General features: G+C 34.0%; 17 protein-coding genes. 10 read left to right on the top strand and 7 right to left on the bottom strand.

The features are described 5' to 3' along the window. The first annotated feature begins 9 nt into the window (after positions 1–9). From LJY17_RS11140 to LJY17_RS11125, 4 genes are read left to right on the top strand one after another with little or no spacing between them, the layout of a single operon-like run. Entirely contained in the window at positions 10–2,313 is a 2,304-nt protein-coding gene (locus LJY17_RS11140) for a M20/M25/M40 family metallo-hydrolase (protein ID WP_264543901.1), read from the top strand. After that, positions 2,300–3,109 (top strand): NAD(P)H-binding protein, encoded by an 810-nt coding sequence (locus LJY17_RS11135; RefSeq protein ID WP_264543900.1) that lies wholly within the window; start codon positions 2,300–2,302, stop codon positions 3,107–3,109. The genes LJY17_RS11140 and LJY17_RS11135 overlap by 14 nt, the downstream gene beginning before the upstream one ends. Next, complete coding sequence (locus tag LJY17_RS11130; RefSeq protein WP_264543899.1) at positions 3,109–4,023, top strand: DMT family transporter; 915 nt, start codon at positions 3,109–3,111, stop codon at positions 4,021–4,023. The genes LJY17_RS11135 and LJY17_RS11130 overlap by 1 nt, the downstream gene beginning before the upstream one ends. A gap of 50 nt (positions 4,024–4,073) precedes the next feature. Further along, on the top strand, positions 4,074–6,017 hold the full coding sequence (locus tag LJY17_RS11125) for a S9 family peptidase (protein ID WP_264543898.1): 1,944 nt from the start codon (positions 4,074–4,076) through the stop codon (positions 6,015–6,017). Between the two features lie 63 nt (positions 6,018–6,080). Here LJY17_RS11125 and LJY17_RS11120 read toward each other — a convergent pair whose 3' ends face one another. Next, positions 6,081–8,123: a M13 family metallopeptidase gene (locus tag LJY17_RS11120; RefSeq protein ID WP_264543897.1), complete on the bottom strand. Its 2,043-nt coding sequence runs from the start codon at positions 8,121–8,123 to the stop codon at positions 6,081–6,083. Positions 8,124–8,285: 162 nt separating this feature from the next. On the opposite strand from LJY17_RS11120, the gene LJY17_RS11115 reads away from it, so the two are divergent. The 4 genes from LJY17_RS11115 (at position 8,286) to LJY17_RS11100 (ending at position 11,488) form a co-directional block, all read left to right on the top strand. Continuing rightward, a complete protein-coding gene (locus LJY17_RS11115) occupies positions 8,286–8,954 on the top strand; it encodes an SCO family protein (RefSeq protein WP_264543896.1) in 669 nt (222 codons plus the stop codon). Between the two features lie 76 nt (positions 8,955–9,030). Further along, the gene (locus LJY17_RS11110; protein WP_264543895.1) at positions 9,031–9,270 is read left to right on the top strand and encodes a FeoA family protein; all 240 of its coding nucleotides are present in this window, start codon (positions 9,031–9,033) and stop codon (positions 9,268–9,270) included. Further along, a complete protein-coding gene (feoB, locus tag LJY17_RS11105) occupies positions 9,270–11,372 on the top strand; it encodes a ferrous iron transport protein B (protein WP_264543894.1) in 2,103 nt (700 codons plus the stop codon). Before LJY17_RS11110 ends, feoB begins: the two co-directional genes overlap by 1 nt. After that, positions 11,294–11,488: a FeoB-associated Cys-rich membrane protein gene (locus LJY17_RS11100; RefSeq protein ID WP_319800124.1), complete on the top strand. Its 195-nt coding sequence runs from the start codon at positions 11,294–11,296 to the stop codon at positions 11,486–11,488. The genes feoB and LJY17_RS11100 overlap by 79 nt, the downstream gene beginning before the upstream one ends. On the opposite strand, the gene LJY17_RS11095 is transcribed toward LJY17_RS11100, so the two are convergent. The 3 genes from LJY17_RS11095 to LJY17_RS11085 are packed head-to-tail and all read right to left on the bottom strand — an operon-like array spanning position 11,485 to position 14,446. Further along, entirely contained in the window at positions 11,485–11,877 is a 393-nt protein-coding gene (locus LJY17_RS11095; protein WP_264543892.1) for a hypothetical protein, read from the bottom strand. The two genes, LJY17_RS11100 and LJY17_RS11095, sit on opposite strands and share 4 nt — an antisense overlap. Positions 11,878–11,917: 40 nt before the next feature. Then, entirely contained in the window at positions 11,918–12,571 is a 654-nt protein-coding gene (locus LJY17_RS11090; RefSeq protein ID WP_264543891.1) for a metal-dependent transcriptional regulator, read from the bottom strand. Between the two features lie 3 nt (positions 12,572–12,574). After that, positions 12,575–14,446: an Nramp family divalent metal transporter gene (locus tag LJY17_RS11085; protein WP_264543890.1), complete on the bottom strand. Its 1,872-nt coding sequence runs from the start codon at positions 14,444–14,446 to the stop codon at positions 12,575–12,577. Between the two features lie 105 nt (positions 14,447–14,551). On the opposite strand from LJY17_RS11085, the gene LJY17_RS11080 reads away from it, so the two are divergent. Further along, positions 14,552–16,813, top strand: a complete 2,262-nt coding sequence (locus LJY17_RS11080; protein WP_264543889.1) for a TonB-dependent receptor — start codon at positions 14,552–14,554, stop codon at positions 16,811–16,813. 25 nt (positions 16,814–16,838) lie between these two features. Here LJY17_RS11080 and LJY17_RS11075 read toward each other — a convergent pair whose 3' ends face one another. From LJY17_RS11075 to LJY17_RS11065, 3 genes are all read right to left on the bottom strand, one after another. Continuing rightward, entirely contained in the window at positions 16,839–17,960 is a 1,122-nt protein-coding gene (locus LJY17_RS11075) for an efflux RND transporter periplasmic adaptor subunit (protein WP_264543888.1), read from the bottom strand. A 7-nt stretch (positions 17,961–17,967) separates the two neighbouring features. Continuing rightward, positions 17,968–22,296: a CusA/CzcA family heavy metal efflux RND transporter gene (locus tag LJY17_RS11070; RefSeq protein WP_264543887.1), complete on the bottom strand. Its 4,329-nt coding sequence runs from the start codon at positions 22,294–22,296 to the stop codon at positions 17,968–17,970. Positions 22,297–22,365: 69 nt separating this feature from the next. Next, entirely contained in the window at positions 22,366–22,755 is a 390-nt protein-coding gene (locus tag LJY17_RS11065) for a hypothetical protein (protein WP_264543886.1), read from the bottom strand. Positions 22,756–22,839: 84 nt separating this feature from the next. On the opposite strand from LJY17_RS11065, the gene serS reads away from it, so the two are divergent. After that, positions 22,840–24,111 (top strand): serine--tRNA ligase, encoded by a 1,272-nt coding sequence (gene serS / locus LJY17_RS11060; protein ID WP_264543885.1) that lies wholly within the window; start codon positions 22,840–22,842, stop codon positions 24,109–24,111. Positions 24,112–24,197 lie beyond the last annotated feature (86 nt).

Below are 24,197 nucleotides of genomic sequence, written 5' to 3'. Positions count from 1 at the left end.
ACCAAACATATGCAAAAACCAACCAACTCACTGTTTCAGATTGCTTTACTTCTCAGTATTGTATTTATGACATTTTATGCAATGGTCCCACAAAGCGAAGAAAAAAATGTCCCTTTAAATGAATTTTCAACACAAAGAGCTTTAGCCCATGTAAAAAACATTACTCAAAAACCACATTATATTGGTTCAACAGGTCATACGGAAGTGGCCAATTATTTGTTTAACGAATTAAAAAACCTTGGATTAACACCTCAATTTCAGGAAGGATTTACACTTTCTGATGGAGGAATTCTAGTTAACTCGAAAAATATTTTAGCACGTGTTAAAGGAAATGAAAATGGGAAAGCACTTTTGCTTTTATCACATTACGACAGTGCACCTCATTCTAAATCATTAGGTGCTAGTGATGATGCCAGCGGAATTGCAGCTATTTTAGAGAGTGTTCGAACGCATTTACATAACAAGCAACAAGCAAAAAATGACATTATTATTCTTTTTTCTGATGCCGAAGAAATTGGTTTGAACGGAGCTGCCCTTTTTGTGAGCAAACATCCTTGGGCAAAAGATGTGGGTGCAGTTATTAACCTTGAAGCAAGAGGAAGCTCAGGACCAGGCTACATGCTAATGGAAACCAATGAAGGAAATGCTAAAATGGTCGATGCTTTTAGTAAAAGCAATTTATCTAGACCCAATTCGAATTCGTTGATGTATAGCATTTATAAAATGTTGCCAAATGACACAGATTTAACTGTTTTTAGAACTTTGGGAAAAATACAAGGATTTAATTTTGCATTTATCGACAATCATTTTAATTACCACACTGCACAAGACAGTTATCAAAATCTCGACAAAAAAACATTAGCACATCAAGGAGCAAACTTATATCCTTTGATGAATTATTTAGCTAATGCCGATTTGTCAAATTTAAACTCAACAGAAGATAAAGTTTATTTTTCAGTGCCATTTGGGTTTATTAGCTATTCGTTCGATTGGATTATGCCAATGTTAATCGTAGCATTATCATTAACGTTTATCTTGATCTTTATTGGGATTTCAAAACGTGTATTGCATCCTGCCGAAATGGGGAAGGGAATGATAACCTTTTTGTTGACATTAATAATCACTGGAGGATTGGGTTTTCTGGGTTGGAAACTTCTATTAGAACTTTATCCTCAATATAGTGATATCCAACATGGGTTTACTTATAATGGACACGATTATATTTACGGATTTGCGAGTATTGCACTTGCATTTTGTTTTATAATGTATCATAGTAAAGAAAGTAAACCCAAAGAATACAATCAATTTATTGCCCCATTAATTTTATGGTTGCTTATCAATATTGGTGCAGCACTTTATCTTAAAGGAGCCGGATTTTTTATCATTCCGGTATTGTCAGGATTAATAATGTTGGGTTACTTTATAATCACTCAAAAGTCTAATTCAATTTTGAATTTTATTTTAGTACTTCCTACATTAATTATTTTAGTTCCTTTTGTGGAAATGTTTCCAATAGGTTTAGGATTAAAGATACTTTTTGTTAGTACAATTTTTGTAACTCTTATTTTTGGATTGTTGTTGCCAATTTTTGGTTCGTTCCAAAATAAAAAAGTGTATTTTTTCTTGTTTCTAGTGCTCGGTTTATGCTTTTTGGGCAAGGCTCATTATAATTCTAATTATTCAGAAAATAAAGCGAAACCAAACAGTTTGATTTATATTCAAAATACAGATGAAAGAAAAGCCTATTGGGCAACATATGATAAAAATTTAGACGAATGCACTAAAGGTTATTTGGGTGAAAAACCAACCGATGCTAAAAAATTAAACAGTAATAAAATGTATAGTAAGTACCAAGCTGGCTTTACTTTTATGACAAATGCTCCATTTAAGAGTTTGCCAAAATCGACTGTGAATTTTGTTAAAGATTCTATTGTTGGGAATTATAGAAATTTTATCATTGACATTGTTCCAAATCGAAAATTGAACAGAATTGATGTATTTTCAAACGGAGGAAAACCTCAACAAGTAAGAGCTAACAATGTTCAAAATATAGAATTCAAAAGCAATATTGAAAATGCTAAAAACAATAAAATTTTGACGTATTATATCACCGATACCATTCCGTTGAAACTTCAGTTTAGAATTCCTGTTAAAGAAAAATTAGATCTAAGTATCAAGGAAAGTTCATTTGATTTGTTAGAGCATCCTCAGTTTAGTATTACCAAAAGAAAATCTTGGATGATGCCAACACCTTTTGTTTTAAATGATGCTATTGTTGTGGAACATCGAGTTTTTAGAAATGCAAAAAATTAGTGTTTTAGGTTGTGGATGGTTGGGATTACCATTAGCAAAAGAGCTTGTTAAATTAGGTTTCAAAGTTAAGGGTTCTACAACTTCTGAGGAAAAGTTGAACCAACTTCAAGAAGAAGGAATAAAACCTTTTTTAATTGCTCTAACAGAAGATAAAATAGAAGGAAATATGTCGGAATTTTTGAAGGATTCCGACATATTGATTGTCAATATTCCTCCAAAATTACGAAGTACGTTATCGGAAAACTTTGTGGCCAAAATTAAAAATCTGATTTCTTTTCTCGAGCAGTCATCAGTTCAAAAAGTAGTGTTTGTGAGTTCAACCTCTGTGTATGGTAACACTTCAACTTCGCTCAATGTGACAGAAGTAGATTTGCCAAATCCAGAAACTGAAAGTGGCAAACAATTACTAGAATCAGAAAAATTATTTCAACAAAACCAACATTTTAAAACTTCGATTTTGAGATTTGGAGGATTAATTGGAGGAGACAGACAACCTGTGAAACATTTGGCAGGAAAAGAAAATCTAGAAAATCCTAACGTGCCAGTGAACTTGATTCATCAAAGTGATTGTATCGAAATAATCTCAAAAATTATAATGAATGAAGTGTGGGGAGAAGTTTTTAATGCAGTAGCACCATATCATCCCTCTCGAAAAGAATATTACTCTCAAAAAGCAAAAGAAATGAATTTGACTTTGCCAAAATTTTTAGAAATGGATGGTGGAAAAGGGAAAATCATTAATTCTGATAAATTAATTCACCGATTAGGTCATCAATTTCGTTTAGATTTGTATTGATGAAACCTTTTCAAAAAATACAATCTCTTGGATTACCTATTCTAGCATTAATTTGGGTTTGCTTTTTTTGGGGAACTACTTGGTTGGCCTCAAAAGAAGGAGTAAAGCATATGCCAGCTTTACAACTTGCAGCAATCCGACAATTTATTGGTGCTGCTTGCTATTTGGCTTATTTTTTCTTTAAAAAAACACCTTGGCCAAAAGGTAAGCAATGGCGAACCATTTTAATTTTGAGTGTTTTGAATTTTGTGCTAAGCAACGGTTTGAGTACTTGGGGAGTAAAGTATATTTCCAGTGGATTAGGAGCCGTAATAGGTGCAATATTTCCGTTATGGATTGTGATAATTAGCTTGTTTAACGGTGAAAAATTGTCACGACTATCGGTAATAGGATTACTTGTTAGTTTTGGAGGTGTATGTGTTGTTTTCTCAGATTATTTAGCAGACTTAATTAGACCTGATTTTCAATTTGGAATTGTACTATCAGTTATTGCTACTTTTACTTGGGCAACAGGAAGTTTATATACAAAAAAGAAAGCTAAAAACTTTAATCCATATTTCAGTTTAGGCTTACAAATGCTTATTTCGAGTATTTTACTTTTTGCTTATACAGGTGCTACCGGAACATCGGTCTCTGTTTTACAAATTCCTTCTCAAGCATGGTGGTCTATAGCTTATTTGGTTGTTTTTGGCTCGATAACCACATTTGTTGCTTTCATTTACGCTTTGCAACATTTGCCAACGGAAGTGAGTAGTATTTATGCCTACATTAACCCAATTATTGCTGTTGTTTTAGGAGCTATGATTTTTGATGAACCTTTAACAATTCCTTTAGCAATAGGTGTTGTAATAGTTCTTGTCGGAATTTATTTGGTTAACAAAGGAATTAAGACAACTTCTAAAAATAAAATGTAACATTTTGACTTACAACATTTACTAATGAAAAATAACGTCAATCGATAACTATGAAAAAACTATCACTAAGCCTATTGGTTCTCTCCACAATTTGGAATACCAATGCGCAAGACAAGAAAAATTTGGTTTTACCTAACGAAAACCTCATAGCAGAAAACATTGCGCCCATTTCTAAAGAATTGGCTCAAAAAGTAAAAAAATATGCTGAATCAAGAGGTGCAGGTTTAGTCGCTGTTCATCCAACAAAAGATGAAATTATTATTTCAACCCGATTTGGTTCTACTAACCAATTGCACAAAGTAGTTCAGGCTTTAGGAGACAGAAAACAAATTACGTTTTTTGATGAACCTGTTGCAGGAGCATCATTTGAACCAACAAAAGGAGAGTATGTAATTTATTCTCGTGATGCAGGCGGAAATGAATTCGGTCAATTATATAAATTAGACTTAAAAACATTGCAATCAACTTTAATTACTGATGGAGGTCGTTCCCAAAATGGTGGTGTTACCTGGAAAAAAGATGGTTCGGGGTTTTATTTTTCGTCAACCAAAAGAAATGGTGGTGACAGAGATATCTATTTTATGAATCCTAATGATCCTACTTCTGCAAAACTTGTTTTAGAAGTAAAAGGTGGTGGTTGGGGTATTTCGGATATTTCAGAAGATGGTAAAAAACTATTAGTAGGAGAATATATTTCGGCTAATGAATCGCACATTTGGTTGTTAGATACTACAACAGGTAAGTTGACAGAAGTTACAAACCGAAACGATAAAAGTATTGTTCAAAGCGATGCTAGTTTCTCTAAAAATCCAAATGAAATTTTGTTTACAACCGATAGAGAAAATGAGTTTCAACGTTTGGCAACATTTAATTTACAAACTAAAAAAATCACTTATATAACATCAGATATTCCTTGGAATGTTGAAGGATATGATTTGAATGAAGACAAATCGAAAATGGTATTTTCAACTAATGAAGGAGGTTTGAATAAAATGTACTTGATGGATACTACTACAAAGCAATTCAAAGTTGTTCCAAATTTGCCTATTGGTTTATTAGGTGGAGCAAAATTTACTAAAGATGGTCAAAATATTTTCTTTAGTCAATCTACTCCTGATTCTTCTTCAGATGTTTATAAACTGAATATGAAAACCAATAAGATTACGCGTTGGACAGAGAGTGAATTGGGAGAAATGCAAAAAGAAGATATGTCTAAACCTAAATTTATCGAATGGAAAAGTTTTGATGGATTAAATGTTTCTGGATTTTATTATCCAGCTGCTGCTAAATTTTCAGGGAAAAGACCTGTAATGATTAACATTCATGGCGGCCCCGAAGGGCAATCACTAGCTTCATTTTTAGGTTCAAGTAATTATTATACTAGCGAAATGGGTGTTGCTTTAATTTATCCTAACGTTCGTGGATCTTCTGGATTTGGGAAAACATATTTGGCAAAAGATAACGGATTTTTACGTGAAGATTCTGTAAAAGATATTGGAGCTTTATTAGATTGGATTGCTCAACAACCCGAATTAGATAAAGACCGCATTATGATTATGGGAGGAAGTTATGGAGGCTACATGACACTGGCGACTGCTTTTCATTATGCTGATAGAATTCGTTGTAGTGTAGATGTGGTTGGAATTTCTAACTTTAATACTTTCTTAAAAAATACTGAAGAGTATCGTCGTGACTTGCGTCGTGTTGAGTATGGTGATGAGCGAGATCCAAAAATGTATGCTTTCTTGGATAAAATTTCTCCATTAAATAATACTGATAAAATTAAAAAGCCAATGTTTATTATTCAAGGGACAAACGATCCACGTGTTCCTGTGACTGAAGCTACTCAAATGCGAGACAAACTAAAGGCACAAGGAAATCAGGTTTGGTATTTGGAAGCAAAAGATGAAGGACATGGTTTCCGTAAAAAAGCTAATGTAGATTTTCAACGTTTAGCTGTTATTAGATACATGGAAGAATATTTATTAAAGTAAAAAATAAGTCATATAAAAAAGCCCTCACATTTCGAGGGCTTTTTTTATTCTAAATATTTATGATTACCAAATTTTAACTCTGTTTTCAGGTTTTACATATAGTTTGTCGCCTTCTTTAATATCAAAAGCTTGGTAAAAAGATTCCACATTTTGTAACGGTACATAAGCACGGTACATTCCCGGTGAGTGAGGGTCAGTTTTTACTTGATTTTTAATCGCTTCATCTCTCATTTTAGAACGCCAAATTGTTCCCCATGAAATGAAGAAACGTTGCTCGGGTGTGAAACCGTCAATGTTTTCTGGTCTGCCATTTTTCTTTAAGAACAATTGTAAACCATCATAGGCTGCATTTACACCACCTAAATCTCCAATATTTTCTCCTAAAGTAAATTTACCATCCACAAAAATGCCAGGTAATGGTTGTAAAGCACTGTATTGAGCAGCAAAAGCTTCTCCTAAACCTGTGAATTGTTTTAAATCGGCATCTGTCCACCAGTTTACTAAGTTTCCATCTGCATTATAACGAGAACCTGAATCGTCAAAACCATGTGAAATTTCGTGACCAATAACCGCTCCTATTCCACCATAATTTACAGCTTCATCAGCTTTGTAATCATAAAAAGGTGGTTGTAAAATTGCTGCAGGGAATACAATTTCGTTATACGACGGATTATAATATGCATTTACAGTCTGTGGAGACATTCCCCAACGTGTTTTGTCTACAGGTTTTTGTAAATCAGCTAAGTTTTCTGCATAGGCCCAACGAGAAAGGTTTTTCATATTTGTGAAATAATCACCACCATTTTCTTTAGCAACAATTTCTAATTTAGAATAGTCCTTCCATTTATCAGGATAACCAATTTTTACAGTTGATTTTCTTAATTTTTCAATTGCTCCTTTTCTAGTATCTGGAGTCATCCATGGTAAATTGTTGATACGGTTTTCAAATGCTAAAAACACGTTGTCGATCATTGCTTTTGCTTTTGCTTTTGCTTCAGCAGGGAATTTTTTCTCTACATATAATTTACCTAAAGCTTCACCTACGGTTCCGTTAACCACTTGCAGCGCTCTTTCTTCTCTAGGACGTTGTTTTAAAGCTCCTTGTAGCGTTTTGCTGTAAAACTCCCAGTTGGCAGTTTCAATATCTGTAGTTAAATATCCTGTTGTTTTATTTATTAATGTCCAACGAAGGTATGCTTTCCAATCATCAACTTTGTTTGCTTTAAATATACCATCTAAAGCTGTCATGTATTTAGGTTGAGAAACGATAAGTGAATCTAATTTACCAATGCCAACACCTTGTAAATAAGTATCCCAGTTAACAGATGGGGTTAGTTTTTGTAAATCTGCAACTGTCATTGGGTTGTAAGTTTTTCTACGGTCACGACGTTCAACTCTGTCTAATCTTGGTCGAGCCATCTCAATTTCAAGAGCTAGTACTTTTTCTGCTTGAAGTTTTGCATCTGTAGGCTTAATCCCTAAAAATTGTAACATTCTCGCTACATGAAGTACATATTTTTCTCTTTTTTCTTTAGAATCTTTATCATCAGAAACATAATAATCACGATCTGGTAATCCTAAAGACCCTAATCCTATATAAACCACATTACGGTTACTGTTTTTTGCGTCTGGCCCAACACCAGCTCCATAGAAACCTAAACCTCCTTGAGGTTCCATTTCAATCAAAAGCTTATTAACATCATCAATAGATTTAATAGCGTCAATTTTAGCTAAATAGGGTTTTAACGGCTTGATACCTAATTTGTTTCTTGAAATGGTATCCATATAAGTTCTATACACATTTACTGCTTTTGCTTGATCAGATTTTGGATCAAGGTTTTTGTTAGCAGCAGCTTCTTTCAAAATTGCTAAAGCATCTTTATCTGTATTTTGACGTAGTTCATCAAAACTTCCCCAACGAGTTTTGTCTCCAGGGATTTCAGTTTTATCAAACCATGCTCCATTTACGAAACGGAAGAAATCATCACCAGGTTTAACAGATTTATCCATGTAATTTAGATTAATCCCTGGTTTTTGTTGTGCAAATCCATTCGAAACAGCCAAGCTGAATAAAACTACAGCACTTAAGGATACATTTTTTTTCATATTTTTTGGTTAAATTTCTAAATAAGTAGGTGGTTTTTGAAAAATGTTACAATTTTCAAATGTATTGAATTATGTAAAGTTGTTTTAATTTTTAACATTTTGTAATGATAACTTCTGAAGTTGTTATTGTTTCAAGTTGTAACTTTGCCGCAAAAATTGATTATGATTGATTTCTTTAAGAGATTCAAAACATTATTTATTGTTCTATCCATTTTATCGGTAGTTATTATAACACTTTTTTATTTTGTTTTAAAGCCAGTTAAATCACTTCCTATTTATACCCCTTCGATGGTAAATCCAGAGTTGGTGGATACTACTATTCAACACGTGGCCAATGAGCATTTTATTTCAGATTTTTCTTTTACGAATCAAAACGGGAAAATAATTACGCAAAAAGATTACGAAGGAAAGATTTATGTAGCCGATTTCTTCTTCACTACCTGCCCATCCATTTGTCCTATTATGGCTGATAATATGGTTTGGTTGCAAGATAAAATTAAAGAGAATCCTGAAGTTATGTTGATTTCGCATTCTGTAACACCAGATATTGACAGTGTACCAGTTTTAAAAGCCTATGCAGAACGAAAAGGTGTTATTGACGCAAAATGGAACTTGGTAACAGGAGACAAAAAAGAGATTTATTACATAGCACGCAAGTCATATTTAGCCGTAAAAACAGGTAAGCCCGAAGAAATGTATGATATGGTTCATACCGAAAACTTTGTGTTGATTGATAAAAAAAGAAGAGTTAGAGGTTTCTATGATGGTACAAAACGAGAAGAAGTCGAAAAGCTCTTAGAAGATATAAACTACTTGTCTGAAAAAGAATAATTACTGCCTTGTGATTTTTATCATATTTAGAATGATTTTAATTAGTACTTTTGCAATGTAAACTGAATCTAAATAAGTGGATATTAACTTAGCACAATTGCAAATAGGACAAAAAGGAATTATTCAAGATTTTGATATTGAATTGGTCCCTTTAAAATTACTGGAAATGGGTTGTTTACCTGGAAATGAAGTGCAAATACTGCAGGTTGCTCCTTTTGGGGATCCTTTATATTTGAATGTTAATGATTCGTATTTAGCCATCCGATTAGAAACAGCACAAGCAATTAAAGTTCAAATTCCTAACAAAACAAAATAATGAAGGTTGGGAATATTAACATAGCACTTATTGGAAACCCGAATGTAGGGAAAACATCTGTATTTAATCAGTTAACTGGATTGAATCAACAAGTAGGGAATTATCCTGGTATTACTGTTGAAAAGAAAGTTGGGATCTGTAAGTTGGCCTCTAATCTTAAAGCAACTATTCTCGATTTACCTGGAACATACAGTTTAAATGCAAGTTCTCTTGATGAAAATGTTGTAATTGAGTTGCTTCTTAATAAAAATGATAAAGATTATCCTGATGTAGCAATTGTAGTTACAGAAGTTGAAAATCTTAAAAGAAATTTACTTCTTTTTACTCAAATTAAAGATTTAGAAATTCCCACGATTTTAGTGATTAACATGGCCGATAGAATGTCTTATAAAGGAATCACTTTAGACATTCCGTATTTGGAAAAAATGCTAAAAACCAAGGTTGCTTTAATAAGTTCTAGAAAAAATGAAGGTATTGATGAGTTAAAAAATCTCATAATCAAATATAAAAACATCCCTACAGATCCGTGTTTAAACGCTTCTGAAATTGATCCTATTTATTTTGATAATCTTCGTAAAGCTTTTCCAAATCAGTTGTTGTACAAACTTTGGTTGGTAATTACTCAAGATGTAAACTTTGTAGATTTGGATAGAAAGGAATTACCTAATCCATCTTTCACCAAGTCAAAAGAAGATTTAAAAAGATTACAACATAAAGAAACTATTAAGCGCTATCAGTTTATCAATGAAGTGCTAAAAGTAGGACAGACAGTTGATATTAATTCAGCAAAAGATTTAAGAAGTAGACTGGATCGTATACTTATGCATAAAGTGTATGGATATTTAATTTTCTTCGGAATTTTAATGCTAATCTTCCAGTCTATTTTTGATTGGTCGAGCGTCCCAATGGATTTTATCGACGGAAGTTTTGCAACTTTTAGTTCGTTTGCAAAATCTCATTTACCGCCAGGTATCTTGACCGATTTAATTGCCGAAGGTATTATTCCTGGATTAGGAGGAATTGTGATATTTATTCCTCAAATTGCTTTTTTATTTCTATTTATTTCAGTTTTGGAAGAAAGCGGTTATATGAGTCGTGTTGTTTTTTTAATGGATAAAGTAATGCGCCGTTTTGGATTAAGCGGAAAAAGCGTTGTACCACTTATTTCAGGAACAGCTTGTGCAATTCCAGCTATTATGGCAGCTCGAAATATTGAAAACTGGAAAGAAAGACTTATTACTATTTTAGTAACTCCTTTTACAACTTGTTCAGCTCGTTTGCCCGTATATGCTATTTTGATTTCACTTATTATTCCTGACAAACGTTTGTTTGGAGTATTCAATATGCAAGGATTAACCTTGATGACCTTGTATATGTTAGGCTTTGGAATGGCTATTTTTTCAGCGTATATTCTAAATAAAATTTTAAAGATAAACTCTAATAGTTACTTTGTAGTTGAAATGCCTAGTTATAAAGTGCCAATGTTTAAAAACGTGGCAATTAATGTTGTCGAAAAAACAAAATCATTTGTATTTGGAGCAGGGAAAATTATTTTGGCTTTGTCTGTTATCTTGTGGTTTTTAGGTTCACACGGTCCAGATAAAACTTTTCATAATGCAGATCAAATTGTTGAACAACAATTGAAAAGTAAAACCATCTCTGGCGAAAAAGAAGATCTTGTTGCTTCATACAAATTAGAAAATTCATATATCGGAATGTTGGGTAAAACAATTGAACCTGTTATTAAACCTTTAGGTTATGATTGGAAAATTGGTATTGCTGTTGTGAGTTCTTTTGCAGCTCGTGAGGTTTTTGTGGGAACATTAGCAACTATTTACAGCGTAGGAAGTCATTCAGATGAAGAAACAACTATAAAAAATAAAATGGCTGCAGAAGTTCATCCGATTACTGGAGCTAAAATTTTTAATTTTGCTACTGGTGTTTCTTTACTACTTTTTTATGCGTTTGCGATGCAGTGTATTTCTACTTTGGCTATTACTAAAAAAGAAACCAATACTTGGAAATGGCCTATGGTACAATTGGTATTTATGAGTGGTTTCGCTTATGTAGTTTGTCTAATTGCTTACCAGATTTTAAAATGATACAGCAAATTATAGCATTTGGAATTTTAATTGTTGCCATAGTTTTTTTGGTAAAGAAATTCTTTTTCAAAAAGAAGAATGGTAAAAACTGTGGTAACGATTGCGGTTGCAGTTAATAATTTAGCTTTATAAAATAATCTTCTAATTTTCTAGGAACACCATCTTTTGGATAAGGTAAAACGCTAATTCCTTTTAACTGAATTTTTTGAGATGGTAAATGTTTTGTAAACCAAGAAACAATTTCTCTTTCTGATTTTGTATTATATGTAAATTGCACTTGTTCGACAACTTTTCCATTCTCATAAGCAGCTAGTTCAATAGTTACTTCTCCTGCCCAAATGCATTGAACACCTTCGGGACATCTAGAATCATCAATAACTTTTACTAATACAATTTCTTTATCAGATTTTGAATCAAGTTTTTGGTTGATTGTTCCATCGTTTTGTGCAGTTGCACACCCAATGAGTGATAAGGCAAGAATCGATAATATAAAATGTTTTTTCATAAAGAGCTTTTCAAAATGAAATCAAAAATTATTCCACAAGTTACACTTTTTTGACAAAAAGATTGGCGGCAATTTTGTTCGAAATCATTAATTCTTTATTATCGACTTTAATTTTTAATGATAAATCGAAGCTTTCCTTAGAAACAACTTCGATTTTCGATCCCAATGCGATTTCTTGTTTATCAAGATATTGAAGAAATTCGGAAGAAGTATCTTTAACTCCTACGCAAACTCCTGTTTGTTTTTCAGTTAGTTCCGAAAGCAACTGTTTCTCAACTTTAACAATCATCCCTTCAGCGTTAGGAATAGGATCACCGTGAGGATCTTCTGTAGGAAAATTTAAAAATTCATCAAGCTTATTGATTAATTTTTCAGATTTGATGTGTTCTAGTTGCTCAGCAATGTCATGAACTTCGTCCCAAGGAAAATCTAATTTATCTACTAAGAAAACTTCCCATAAGCGATGTTTGCGTACAATCATTTTTGCAGAGTGTAAACCTTTATCGGTTAGTGAAACACCTTGGTACTTTTTATAGTTAACTAAGTTTTTTTCGGCCAGTTTTTTAAGCATATCTGTTACTGAAGATGCTTTGGTTTCCATCTTTTCGGCAATAGCATTAGTACTTATTTCCGAATCTAATAAATTGGTTAGATGGTATATTGTCTTTAAATAATTTTCTTCAGAAAAAGTCATGGTTTAGTTTTTTACTATAAATAATGGAACCGAAATTTGGTGGCGCAATTTATCAACAGTAGTGCCAAAAAGCAAATCTTTTAACCCAGTATGACCGTGCGTACCCATTACTAATATGTCGTATGTGCCTTCATTTATAATTTTAGGAATTGATTTTCCTGGTTTTCCAAAACCTAAAATACTCATTACTTTAAATCCTTTATCTGATAGAATTTGCTCATATTCTTTTAATAGTTTCTCATCAATTGTGGTTTCACAATCTTCGATATTATCCCCATATATCATAGCACCAACAGTTTCTACAACGTGAATAAGTGTGTAGCTTGCATCTTTTCCACCCAATTCAAAAGCGTGATTTATTGCAATTTCATCTGCATTTGAAAAGTCAACCAAAATAGCAATGTTTTTTTTAGAATGTGCTTCTGATGTCGCAAATTTTAGTTTTAAATTATGTGGGGAATGATTCAGGATATCTGTTTTCACTTTTGAAATAAAAGGTTTGAATACGATATATAAAAGTAATATCAAAAAACCAACAGCCATAGGTACGACAGTAAACCAAAGTAAAGTTGGATTTTCTGAAGATTCTAATAAACCTACAATTTCAGAATACACCAGTTTTGCATTTAACGATACTATTATTAAAGCGATAACCCAAGCTGCAATTTGTGTAGGCTTTGAGATGTGAAATCCTTTCATTTTGGTTTTGTCACTCACAAAATGGATTAAAGGAATAATTGCAAAACCTAATTGTAAGCTCAAAACGACTTGACTAAAAATAAGCAGCTTTCCTGTTACTTGTTCTCCAAAAATTGAAATAACAATAACTGCGGGTACAATTGCGATTAAACGAGTAAGGATTCTTCTTATCCAAGGTTGGATTCTTAAATTCAAATAACCTTCCATGATGATTTGTCCTGCTAGTGTACCAGTTATTGTAGAGCTTTGTCCTGCTGCAATTAAAGCTACAGCAAATAGTATTGGAGCCCATTTTGTGCCTAATAATGGAGCCAACAATTGATGGGCATCTTGTATTTCGGCTACTTCAAAATAACCGTTTTTATGAAATGTGGCTGCAGCCAAAATCAAAATAGCGGCATTCACAAAAAAGGCTAGATTTAAAGCAATTGTCGAATCTATAAAATTGTATTTCAACGCTTGCTTGATTCCACTTTTGCTTCTATCAAATTTTCTAGTTTGGACTAATGAGGAATGTAAATATAAATTGTGTGGCATAACAGTAGCTCCAATAATTCCTATGGCAATATATAAAGCAGTATCATTAGGTAGTGAAGGAACTAGTCCAGAAATTATTTTGCTTACTTCTGGTTGGGCAAAAATCATTTCGAAAATAAATGAAAACCCAATGATGGCCACTAAAGCGATAATGAAAGCTTCCATCTTTCGGATTCCTTTGTTGATAAGGAATAGCAACAGAAAGGTGTCCAAAACGGTAATCAAAACGCCGTTGATAAGTGAAATATCAAATAATAAATTTAACCCAATTGCCATACCTAAAACTTCAGCAAGATCGCAAGCTGCAATGGCAATTTCGGCTAAAAAATATAAAATGTAGTTTACAAATTTAGAATAGGTCTCTCTTGAGGCTTGGGCTAAATCGCGTTGTGTCACAATTCCAAGTCGGGCACTCAGGCTCTGTAATAACAAAGCCATGATGTTACTCATAAGTAAAACCCAAATTAAAGCATAACCAAATTGGCTTCCTCCAGCAAGGTCAGTTGCCCAGTTTCCCGGATCCATATAACCAACACTTATTAAGTAGGCAGGCCCAAAAAAAGCTAGTATTTTTCTAAATATAGATGTTTTATTTTGTGTCGATACTGATTCGTGAACTTCTTCTAATGACTTACTCATTTCTTTAGTAATTGATTAAGGCAAATTTAATTAAAATATTTGCTATCTAAAATTTAATTTTTAGTTTTGTCTAAAAATATATTTAAACATATAAAAATTACAATTGTGAAAAAATTAATCCTTGTTGCAGTCGTTTTTATTTGCAATTTTTTAAACGGGCAGACTAAAATCAAAGGAACTATTTCTTCCGATGAAATTACTTTTGAGAATGTTGAAGTAACCCTGAATAAATCCCTCAAATCAAAAACCGATAGTGACGGAAATTATCTATTTGAAAATATAGCTAATGGTTCTCATGAAATAACAGTTGTATTTGAAGGTTTTCAAACTCAGAAAAAGAGAATTTCAGTAAAAGATACTTCTGAAATCACATTGAATTTTGAATTAATCCCCGAAAAACAAAAAAAGAACGAACTGGATGAAATAGTCATCACTGGTACCTTAAAGCCGGTGAGCCGTCTGGAAAGTGCCGTGCCGGTTGAAGTTTTCAAACCAACATTTTTCAAAAAAAATCCAACAGTTAATATATTTGATGCTTTGCAAAATGTAAACGGCGTACGTCCCCAGTTAAATTGTAATATTTGCAACACAGGCGATATTCACATTAACGGATTGGAAGGACCTTATACACTGGTTTTGATTGATGGAATGCCGATTGTAAGCGGACTCTCTACAGTGTATGGGCTTTCGGGAATACCCAATTCATTATTGGAAAGAATTGAAGTGGTCAAAGGACCGGCTTCTTCATTGTATGGCAGCGAAGCAGTTGGCGGACTAATCAATATCATCACCAAAAATTCTAAAAACGCACCTACTTTTTCTGTTGATGGATTTTCGACAGGCTGGGGAGAAGCCAATCTGGATTTAGGGGCAAAAGCCAATCTAGGAAACACTGCGTCTGTACTAACTGGCGTAAATTATTTCAATTATTCCAAACCAATTGACAATAACGATGATAACTTCACGGATGTAACCCTGCAAGACCGTATTTCGGTATTTCAAAAATGGAATTTCAACAGGAAAAGTAAAAAAATATTTTCTTTAGCGGGACGTTATTTTTACGAAGACCGTTGGGGTGGTGAAATGCAATGGCGAAAAAAACATCGTGGCGGAAGTGAAGTTTATGGCGAGAGTATATATACCAGTCGTTATGAATTTATAGGTTCTTATGAACTTCCTGTGAAAGAAAAAATGTTATTTTCTTTCTCATACACCAATCACGATCAGAACTCGGTGTATGGCAACACTCCTTATTTAGCCAAGCAGAATATAGGTTTTGGACAATTAACATGGGACAAAAGATTAAAAAATCATGATTTCCTTTTTGGTACGGCCATACGCTATCAATTGTATGATGATAATACCACAGCTACTGTAAAAGAAGATAAAACCTGGATTCCAAGTTTATTTGTTCAGGATGAAATACATTTGGCAGAAAAACATAGTTTATTATTGGGTGCCCGATACGATTACAATAGCAATCACGGTAATATTTTCACACCTCGTCTTGCGTATAAATGGAAAATCAACAACAATAATATTTTAAGACTTAATGCCGGTACAGGTTTTCGTGTCGTGAATCTGTTCACAGAAGAACATGCGGCATTAACCGGTTCGCGCGATGTGATAGTACTGGAAGATTTAAAACCCGAACGTTCCTACAATGCCAATATCAATTTACTGAAAAAATGGTATCTGAAAGACGGCAGTTTTATGAGTTGGGAAAATGCCGTTTGGATGACGTATTTCACGAATTCCATCATCCCGGATTATGATACCAATCCCAACCAAATCATCTACAAAAACTTAGACGGCTACGCAAAATCATCAGGATTCAGTTCCAATCTTGACCTAATTATGGGCAATGAATGGAAAGCTTCCTTGGGAGTGACTTATATGGACGTTTTCAAAAACGAAAACGGAATAAAAACAAGACCGGTACTTACCGAAAAATTCTCAGGTACATGGTCTGTTTCCTACGCTATTCCAAAATGGTTCCTGACCATAGACTACACAGGAAATTTGTATGGCCCAATGAAGCTTCCATTATTAGGAGATTTAGACCCGAGAAAGCCTTATTCTTCCACCTACAGTATTCAAAATATTCAGTTCACCGTTTCAAAAATTAAAAATTGCGAAATTTATCTTGGAATAAAAAACCTATTGGACTGGACACCAAATAAGGGAACCCCTTTCATTATAGCACGTTCAAATGATCCATTTGACAATGATGTAGTATATGACAACAATGGAAATGTGGTGCCAACCCAAAACAATCCGTATGCATTAACTTTTGACCCATCGTATGTCTATGGTCCTAATCAAGGCATACGAAGTTTTATAGGTATACGATATTCATTATATTAAGAATAAAAGACGGTAAATCAGTCTTTTATTCTTCTTTGTTTTTTAATATCATTAACAGCGTATAAGCATCAGTAATAACAACTTCTTTTCCTAAAAAAGCATCGGCATTTTTTACTTCCGAAAATTCTTTGGTACGGGTTCCTATTGTTACTGGAGTCATCACAAAACTTTCATTGGTTTTTTTAACAAAAACATATTCCTTCCCTTCAAAGTCAACAATTGCAGCGTTTTTCACAATATAAGCACCGTTGTTATGGATATCAATCTCGGCATTCATATAATTTCCGGGAATTAATTTATTGCTTGTATTATTTATTTTTGCAATGACTTCCATCGCATTATTGTCATTAACACTTTTATTTACGTACAAAACAGAAGTTGTATACACCTCATTACTGGTATTGCTGTTAGCCTTGATTTTTTGTCCGACAGAAAGATTACTGGCATCTTTATCAAATACATTTAAGCTTAGAAATAGGTTTTGGTTATTCAGAATTTCAAAAAGCATATCTGTTGGATTAATGTATTTTCCTAAGTTGATATTTACTTTACTCACCAAACCACTTATAGGCGCGTACAGATAGACTGATTTTGAAATATTTCCTGATGTTAAAGTTGCTGGGTTGATATTAATTAATTGCAGTTTTTCCTCCAATGATTTTAATAGAATTCGTTGTTTTGCCATCTCGCTCTGAGCCATTTCATACGTTTTGTCACTCACCGCTTTTGAGACATTTAATTCTTTTTGACGATTGTAGTCTTTTGCCGAAAAAGCCAATTGCTGCTTCGCGGTCAGATAATCCTGCTGCAACTGAACAAATTGAGCATCTTCGATAACAGCTAAAACTTGGCCTTTTTTCACATGCATGCCCTGCATTACTTTAATCGATTTTACATAACCACCTAAAGGCATGCTTACGGTTGCCATTCCATCAGGGGATAAAGTGATTTTTCCGCTTACTTTTAAAACAGATGCTATTGCTTTTTGTTCTAAACTTCCCGTTGTGATTTTTGAATTCTTAAATTGCTCCGGAGTAATTACTGCTTCAAATTTATTTTCAGTTGTTTCTGGTGTGATTGCTTCTGCTTCTTTTTTACAAGAAAACAACAGAAAACTTAGTAAGTATATAGTGATGATATTTTTCATTTTTGCTTTATTTAGAATATAACATTTTGATAATAGTGTCATTGTGGTTTTTAACAGTTGTCAGATAATTTAACTGTGCTTCAAAAGATTGATTCATGAGTACGGACCATTCCAGAAAACTGACTTCACCGTTCATGTATTGAGCATTGGCAGCACTGGTAATTTTTGAAGCTTCCGGCAAAACCTGTTCTTCATATTTTTTAAGCAAAGCTTCACTATTTTTGTTTTTCAGCTTAAAATTTTCGTAGACATTCAGCAACGATTGTTTTTGCGCTTCCAATTGATTGTTCAATGCGGCGGTATTGGTTTTTAAAGCTTCTCTTCGTGCTTTGTTTGCTCCATTAAAAACAGGCAGTCCCAATCCTAATTGAACCGAATTAAACCGGTCGCCGCTTCCATATAGCTTATCGTCAGCGCCTGTGCCTTTCATTGTGGTACTGAAATACCCTAAAGAAATATCCGGAATCAGCTGCGCCTTTTCTGCTTTTATTGCTGATTCGTTTATTTTTTTCTCCTGTTCCAAAAGAGCAATTTGAATATGACCTTCATTAAAATCATTGCTTACTGTGTTTTTCAAAAGTAATTCGGAAGGCAGCAATGGACTATTGTTTTGAAGAAGGTATTGGAACTTTAGCTGTAAAAGTTGTTTTTCTTCCTGAATCGTATTGAGTTCGTTCAGAATTCTTGCTTTTGAAAGTTCGGCAGACGATTTTTCAATCAGATTTGTTTCTCCAAGTTTCAACCGCAAATCCGCTTTCTTAAGAAATTCAGTATAAACAGAATCGGTTGTAATCAAAACTTTCTCTCTTTTAATTGCATTGGATAAATCAAAATACGTTTGAGTTATTTCTCTCTTCAATTCATTTTCGGAATGTTTGAAATATAATTCAGCCGATTGATATTGCTGTTCCAGTAAAGCTCTTTTTTTAGGATTGACAAACAAAAAAGACAAATTTTGACTAATCCCGAAACGGTTGTCATTAAAAGCACTGTTTAGCTGTCCATATTCGGCGGTTAGAGCTACAGCAGGGATTTCATTTCCTGATTTAATCAACGCTTTATTTGCGGCTAGTCTGTTCTTCTCGGCTTTAAGCAGAATATTATTTTTAACACCTATTTCAAGTGCTTTATCCAACGTGACTGTTTCCTGTGAAAAAACAGAAACTGAAAAAAACAAAACAAGAAGAGGTGTAATTATTTTTTTATTTATTTTAAAATTAAGTTTTTCATTACCTTCAAAAAGTAAATAAAGAATCGGTAAAATAAACAGGGTTAAAAAAGTCGCGACCAATAGACCACCTATAACCACAGTAGCTAACGGGCGCTGTACCTCGGCACCTGAACCGTTACTGATTGCCATAGGTAGAAACCCTAAAGAAGCCACTAAAGCGGTCATTAAAATAGGACGCAAACGTTTTTGGGTTCCATTCATGATAATAGTCGTTAAATCAGTAATTCCAGATTTCTTTTGCGCGTTAAATTCGGCGATAAGAACAATTCCGTTCAAAACGGCTACCCCGAACAATGCGATAAAACCAATTCCGGCACTAATACTGAAAGGCATACCTCTAAGGGCAAGAAATAAAATACCTCCGATAGTAGACAAAGGAATTGCAGAATAGATCAATAATGCATGTTTGACAGAACCGAAAGCAAAGTACAGCATCAGGAAAATCAACAACAACGATATTGGAACAGCAATCATTAACCGCTGTTTTGCCTCGTTTAAATTTTCAAAACTTCCGCCGTACGTGATATAATAGCCGTCAGGAAATTTGATTTCTGCTTCGACTTTTTTGGTCAATTCACCCACAAGGCTTTGAACGTCTTTTTCGGCATTGAAACCCACTACAATTCTTCTTTTAGCATCCTCACGTTGAATTTGGTTAGGACCATTGATTATTTTTACATCGGCCAAAACATACAAAGGCAGCTGAGAACCGCTTGGTGTGGGAATCAATAAATTTTTGATATCTTCTAAATTCTGTTTCTGTTCAGCATCCAGTTTTACAACAATATCAAATCTTTTTTCACCTTCAAACAACATTCCTGTACTCTGTCCCGCAAAAGAGGTATTCACCACTTTGTTGATATCATTGATATTCAGACGGTATTGCGCAATTGTATTGCGGTTGTAGTTGATTACCACTTGAGGCATGCCGCCAACGGGCTCAACATACAAATCTTTTGTTCCTTGAATTTTCGGAATAATTCTTCCCACTTTTTCAGCATATTTTGCCAGTGTGTCTAGATCTTCTCCAAAAATTTTACACACAACATCCTGACGCGCACCGGTCATCAATTCGTTGAAACGCATTTGAACAGGATATTGAAAACCGGCAGTAATTCCGGGAACGGCTTTAAGTGCTGTACTCATTTTATCGGCTAATTCATTAAAAGAAGAAGCTGATGTCCATTCGCTTTTATCTTTTAAAATCACCATCATGTCACTGGCTTCCATTGGCATTGGATCGGTTGGAACTTCCCCGCTTCCAATTTTAGTTACTACCTTTTCAACCTCCGGAAACTGAGATTTTAAAATATGTGCGGCTTTTTGAGTGGAAGCAATAGTTGTGCTGATATTGCTGCCGGTAAGTACGCGTGTATCCACGGCAAAATCACCCTCTTCCAGAGCGGGAATAAACTCTCCGCCTAAAAACCCCATTACTATTATGGATAAAACAAACACCACAATAGTCGCCGCTAAATAATTTAATTTGTGTTTTAACACTTTTACCAAACTTGCTTGGTGAATTCTCTCAAAGAATCCCATCATTCGTTCTGAAAAACTTTTTGGATTGTGCTTAATATTTTTTAACACAATAGAGCTCATCATTGGTATGTAAGTAAGTGACAAAATAAAGGCTCCCAATAAGGCAAAAGCTACCGTTTGCGCCATTGGCTTGAACATTTTACCTTCAATTCCTTCTAAAGTTAAAATAGGCAAATACACAATCAGGATAATGACTTGGCCAAATACCGCACTGTTCATCATTTTTTTAGCCGAACTTTCCACCTCATGATTTACATTTTCCTGTGTAAGATGAACTTCGGATTGTTTTTTATGATGCGAATGGATTTGATGTATAACCGCTTCGACTATAATCACTGCTCCATCTACAATCAGTCCAAAATCCAAGGCACCCAGACTCATCAAATTGCCACTTACGCCAAATATATTCATCAAAATAATGGCGAAAAGCATAGATAACGGAATCACCGAAGCAACCAGGAAGCCTGCTCTAAAATTCCCTAAAAACAAAACCAACACAAAAACCACAATTAATGCACCTTCAAGTAGGTTTTTTTCAACGGTATGAATGGCATTGTTAACCATTTTTGTACGGTCCAGAAACGGCTCGATTACCACTCCTTCCGGTAATGTTTTTTGAATTTGGGCAATTCTTTCCTTTACATTTTTAATCACCTCACTGCTGTTGGCGCCTTTTAGCATCATCACTATTGCACCAGAAACTTCTCCTTCATCATTATAACACATTGCCCCATAACGTGTAGCATAACCAATTTTTATTTGAGCAACATCTCGTAATAAAATCGAAGCACCGTTTTTTGAACCGGTAACGGCTATGTTTTCAATATCTGAATGTGATTTGAGCAGTCCTTCACTTCTGATAAATAAAACCGAAGCTTCTTTTTCGATGTAGGCACCACCAGTATTTTGATTGTTTTTTTCCAAAGCCTCAAAAACATCATTGATGGTAAGTCCAAGAGCATTAAGTTTATTGGGCTGAATGGCGATTTCAATCTGTTTTAATTTTCCGCCAAAACTACTTACTTCAGCTACGCCTTTTACTCCGGAAAGCTGGCGTTTAATCAGCCAGTCCTGAATAGTCCTTAACTTGGTTTCATCATATTGGTTTTCATATCCTTTTTTGGCTTTTACGACATACTGGTAAATCTCGCCCAAACCTGTTGAAACAGGTCCAAGTTCTGGCGAACCCATGCCTTGGGGTAACTGACTTTGTACTTGCTGCAGTCTTTCGGCTACTTGTTGGCGAGCCCAATAGACATCGGTATCGTCATCAAATACAATAGTAACTAATGAAAGTCCGAAACGAGAAAAACTTCTTATCTCTTTCAATCCGGGGATATTGTTGTTAGCCTGCTCTATCGGAAAAGTTACTAATCTTTCAATATCGGTTGCACCATAGGATGGAGCAATTGTGATCACCTGAACCTGATTGTTAGTTATATCTGGAACAGCATCTATAGGTAATTTTTGAACGTTATAAATACCCAGTGCAATTAATGCAATAGTAAATAACGAGATGATGAGTTTATTCCTTACGGAAAACTCAATAATTTTATTTAGCATAAAAATAAAGTTTAATCAATAATTAAAAAGTAACCATGCCATTTTAAAATGGTAGGTAGAAATTACAGATTAAGCTATTTTAGGAGGTTGCCAAATTGCTGATAAATAATTTGAAATAAAAACTTGGTTTTTATAAAGAATCGTTGGTTTGTGAATTTCTAAAAAGAATGGTTCGTTATTTAATTCAAATTTTTCTGGTGTAGGAAGTAGAACCACAAAACTGAAACAATTGTCTTGGGAAGTTTTAAAGGGAAGTTTCATGTCTTTTTCGAAATCTGCATCTTTGGTAAAACCATTTAGATAATGCATTTCTAGAAAAGAGATTAAAGTTGTTCTGTTATTTTCGTTTTTATGTTCAAAAAAATGCTCTACAAGTTTTGGAGCCTTCAATAACTGATGCACTTCAGTCATCGAAAAGACATAAAAGAAAAGTAATATGACAGTAACATACTTTTTCATTGACACAAAGTTACTAATTTTTTACAACTTTATATAGCTGCTGATGAAATATTCCTAAATTTGCGTTCTTATAAAATTTATGACATGTTACAAATCGCAGTTATTAGAGAAAAAAGGGAAGAAGTGATTAAGGCTTTAGCTAAAAGAAATTTTGATGCTACTGCTATAGTTGATGCTGTAATTGCACTTGACGAGAAACGTCGTGCGACACAAGTAGAATTAGATAACATTTTAGCCGAATCTAATAAACTGTCCAAAGATATTGGTGCGTTGATGAAATCTGGAGAAAAAGCGAAAGCTGAAATTCTTAAAGAAAAATCAACTCAATTCAGAGAGAAAGGTAAAGAATTAACCGAAGCGTTAAATACAGTTGCAGAAGAACTTACTTTAGAGTTGTACAAACTGCCTAATACACCTGCTGATATAGTCCCACAAGGAAAAACAGCAGATGACAATATTAATGTTTTTGAAGAAGGCGAAATTCCAGTATTGCATGAAGGTGCTCAACCACATTGGGACTTAATTAAAAAATATGATATTATTGATTTTGAATTAGGTACTAAAATTACAGCACCAGGATTTCCAGTTTACAAAGGAAAGGGGGCTAAATTACAACGTGCATTAATTTCTTACTTTTTAGATAAAAATACCGAAGCAGGTTATCAAGAAGTTCAAGTGCCACACCTAGTAAATGAAGCTTCAGGGTATGGAACAGGTCAGTTGCCAGATAAAGAAGGTCAGATGTATCATGATGCAAAGGATGATTTGTATTTAATCCCAACAGCTGAGGTTCCAGTTACAAATATTTACCGTGATGTAATTTTGCAAGAGAGTGAATTACCTGTAACTGTTACAGGTTACACGCCATGTTTCCGTCGTGAAGCAGGATCTTGGGGCGCACATGTTCGCGGATTAAATCGTTTACACCAGTTTGATAAAGTAGAGATAGTTCGTATCGAGCATCCAGAAAAATCACACGAAGCGTTAGATGGCATGGTAGAACACGTGAAAGAAATCATGCGTGAATTGAAATTGCCTTTCCGTATTTTACGTTTATGTGGTGGAGATATGGGATTTGCCTCAGCATTGACTTATGATTTTGAAGTATTCTCAACAGCTCAAGATCGTTGGTTAGAAATTTCATCTGTTTCAAATTTCGAAACTTTCCAAGCAAACCGTTTGAAATTACGTTTTAAAGGAAAAGATGGTAAAACACAATTGGCACATACTTTAAACGGTAGTTCATTAGCATTGCCTCGTGTATTGGCTGGAATCATAGAAAATTATCAAACACCTGAAGGTATTGTGATTCCTGAAGTGTTACGTAAATACACTGGTTTTGATATTATAAACTAATTTAAAATGTACGCTGAGCTTGTCGAAGTGTAAAATGTACTAAAGTGGCAAAATTATTGCTACCTTAGTACATTGTTTTTTAGTAT

The sequence above is a fragment of the Flavobacterium hankyongi genome, assembly GCF_036840915.1.
Taxonomy (GTDB): Bacteria; Bacteroidota; Bacteroidia; order Flavobacteriales; family Flavobacteriaceae; genus Flavobacterium; species Flavobacterium hankyongi.
The sequence above is the reverse complement of the archived record's forward strand: the minus strand, read 5'-3'. Positions and strand labels throughout refer to the sequence as shown.

Excerpts from the sequence above, each read along its gene's own strand:
- LJY17_RS11095 (WP_264543892.1), bottom strand. The coding sequence starts at position 11,877 with ATGAAAAAACATTTTATATTATCGATTCTTGCCTTATCACTCATTGGG.
- LJY17_RS11085 (WP_264543890.1), bottom strand. The coding sequence starts at position 14,446 with ATGAGTAAGTCATTAGAAGAAGTTCACGAATCAGTATCGACACAAAAT.
- LJY17_RS11100 (WP_319800124.1), top strand. The coding sequence starts at position 11,294 with ATGGCCTATGGTACAATTGGTATTTATGAGTGGTTTCGCTTATGTAGT.
- LJY17_RS11120 (WP_264543897.1), bottom strand. The coding sequence starts at position 8,123 with ATGAAAAAAAATGTATCCTTAAGTGCTGTAGTTTTATTCAGCTTGGCT.
- LJY17_RS11135 (WP_264543900.1), top strand. The coding sequence starts at position 2,300 with ATGCAAAAAATTAGTGTTTTAGGTTGTGGATGGTTGGGATTACCATTA.
- LJY17_RS11075 (WP_264543888.1), bottom strand. The coding sequence starts at position 17,960 with ATGAAAAATATCATCACTATATACTTACTAAGTTTTCTGTTGTTTTCT.
- LJY17_RS11130 (WP_264543899.1), top strand. The coding sequence starts at position 3,109 with ATGAAACCTTTTCAAAAAATACAATCTCTTGGATTACCTATTCTAGCA.
- LJY17_RS11125 (WP_264543898.1), top strand. The coding sequence starts at position 4,074 with ATGAAAAAACTATCACTAAGCCTATTGGTTCTCTCCACAATTTGGAAT.
- LJY17_RS11115 (WP_264543896.1), top strand. The coding sequence starts at position 8,286 with ATGATTGATTTCTTTAAGAGATTCAAAACATTATTTATTGTTCTATCC.
- LJY17_RS11065 (WP_264543886.1), bottom strand. The coding sequence starts at position 22,755 with ATGAAAAAGTATGTTACTGTCATATTACTTTTCTTTTATGTCTTTTCG.
- serS (WP_264543885.1), top strand. The coding sequence starts at position 22,840 with ATGTTACAAATCGCAGTTATTAGAGAAAAAAGGGAAGAAGTGATTAAG.
- LJY17_RS11090 (WP_264543891.1), bottom strand. The coding sequence starts at position 12,571 with ATGACTTTTTCTGAAGAAAATTATTTAAAGACAATATACCATCTAACC.
- LJY17_RS11070 (WP_264543887.1), bottom strand. The coding sequence starts at position 22,296 with ATGCTAAATAAAATTATTGAGTTTTCCGTAAGGAATAAACTCATCATC.
- feoB (WP_264543894.1), top strand. The coding sequence starts at position 9,270 with ATGAAGGTTGGGAATATTAACATAGCACTTATTGGAAACCCGAATGTA.
- LJY17_RS11140 (WP_264543901.1), top strand. The coding sequence starts at position 10 with ATGCAAAAACCAACCAACTCACTGTTTCAGATTGCTTTACTTCTCAGT.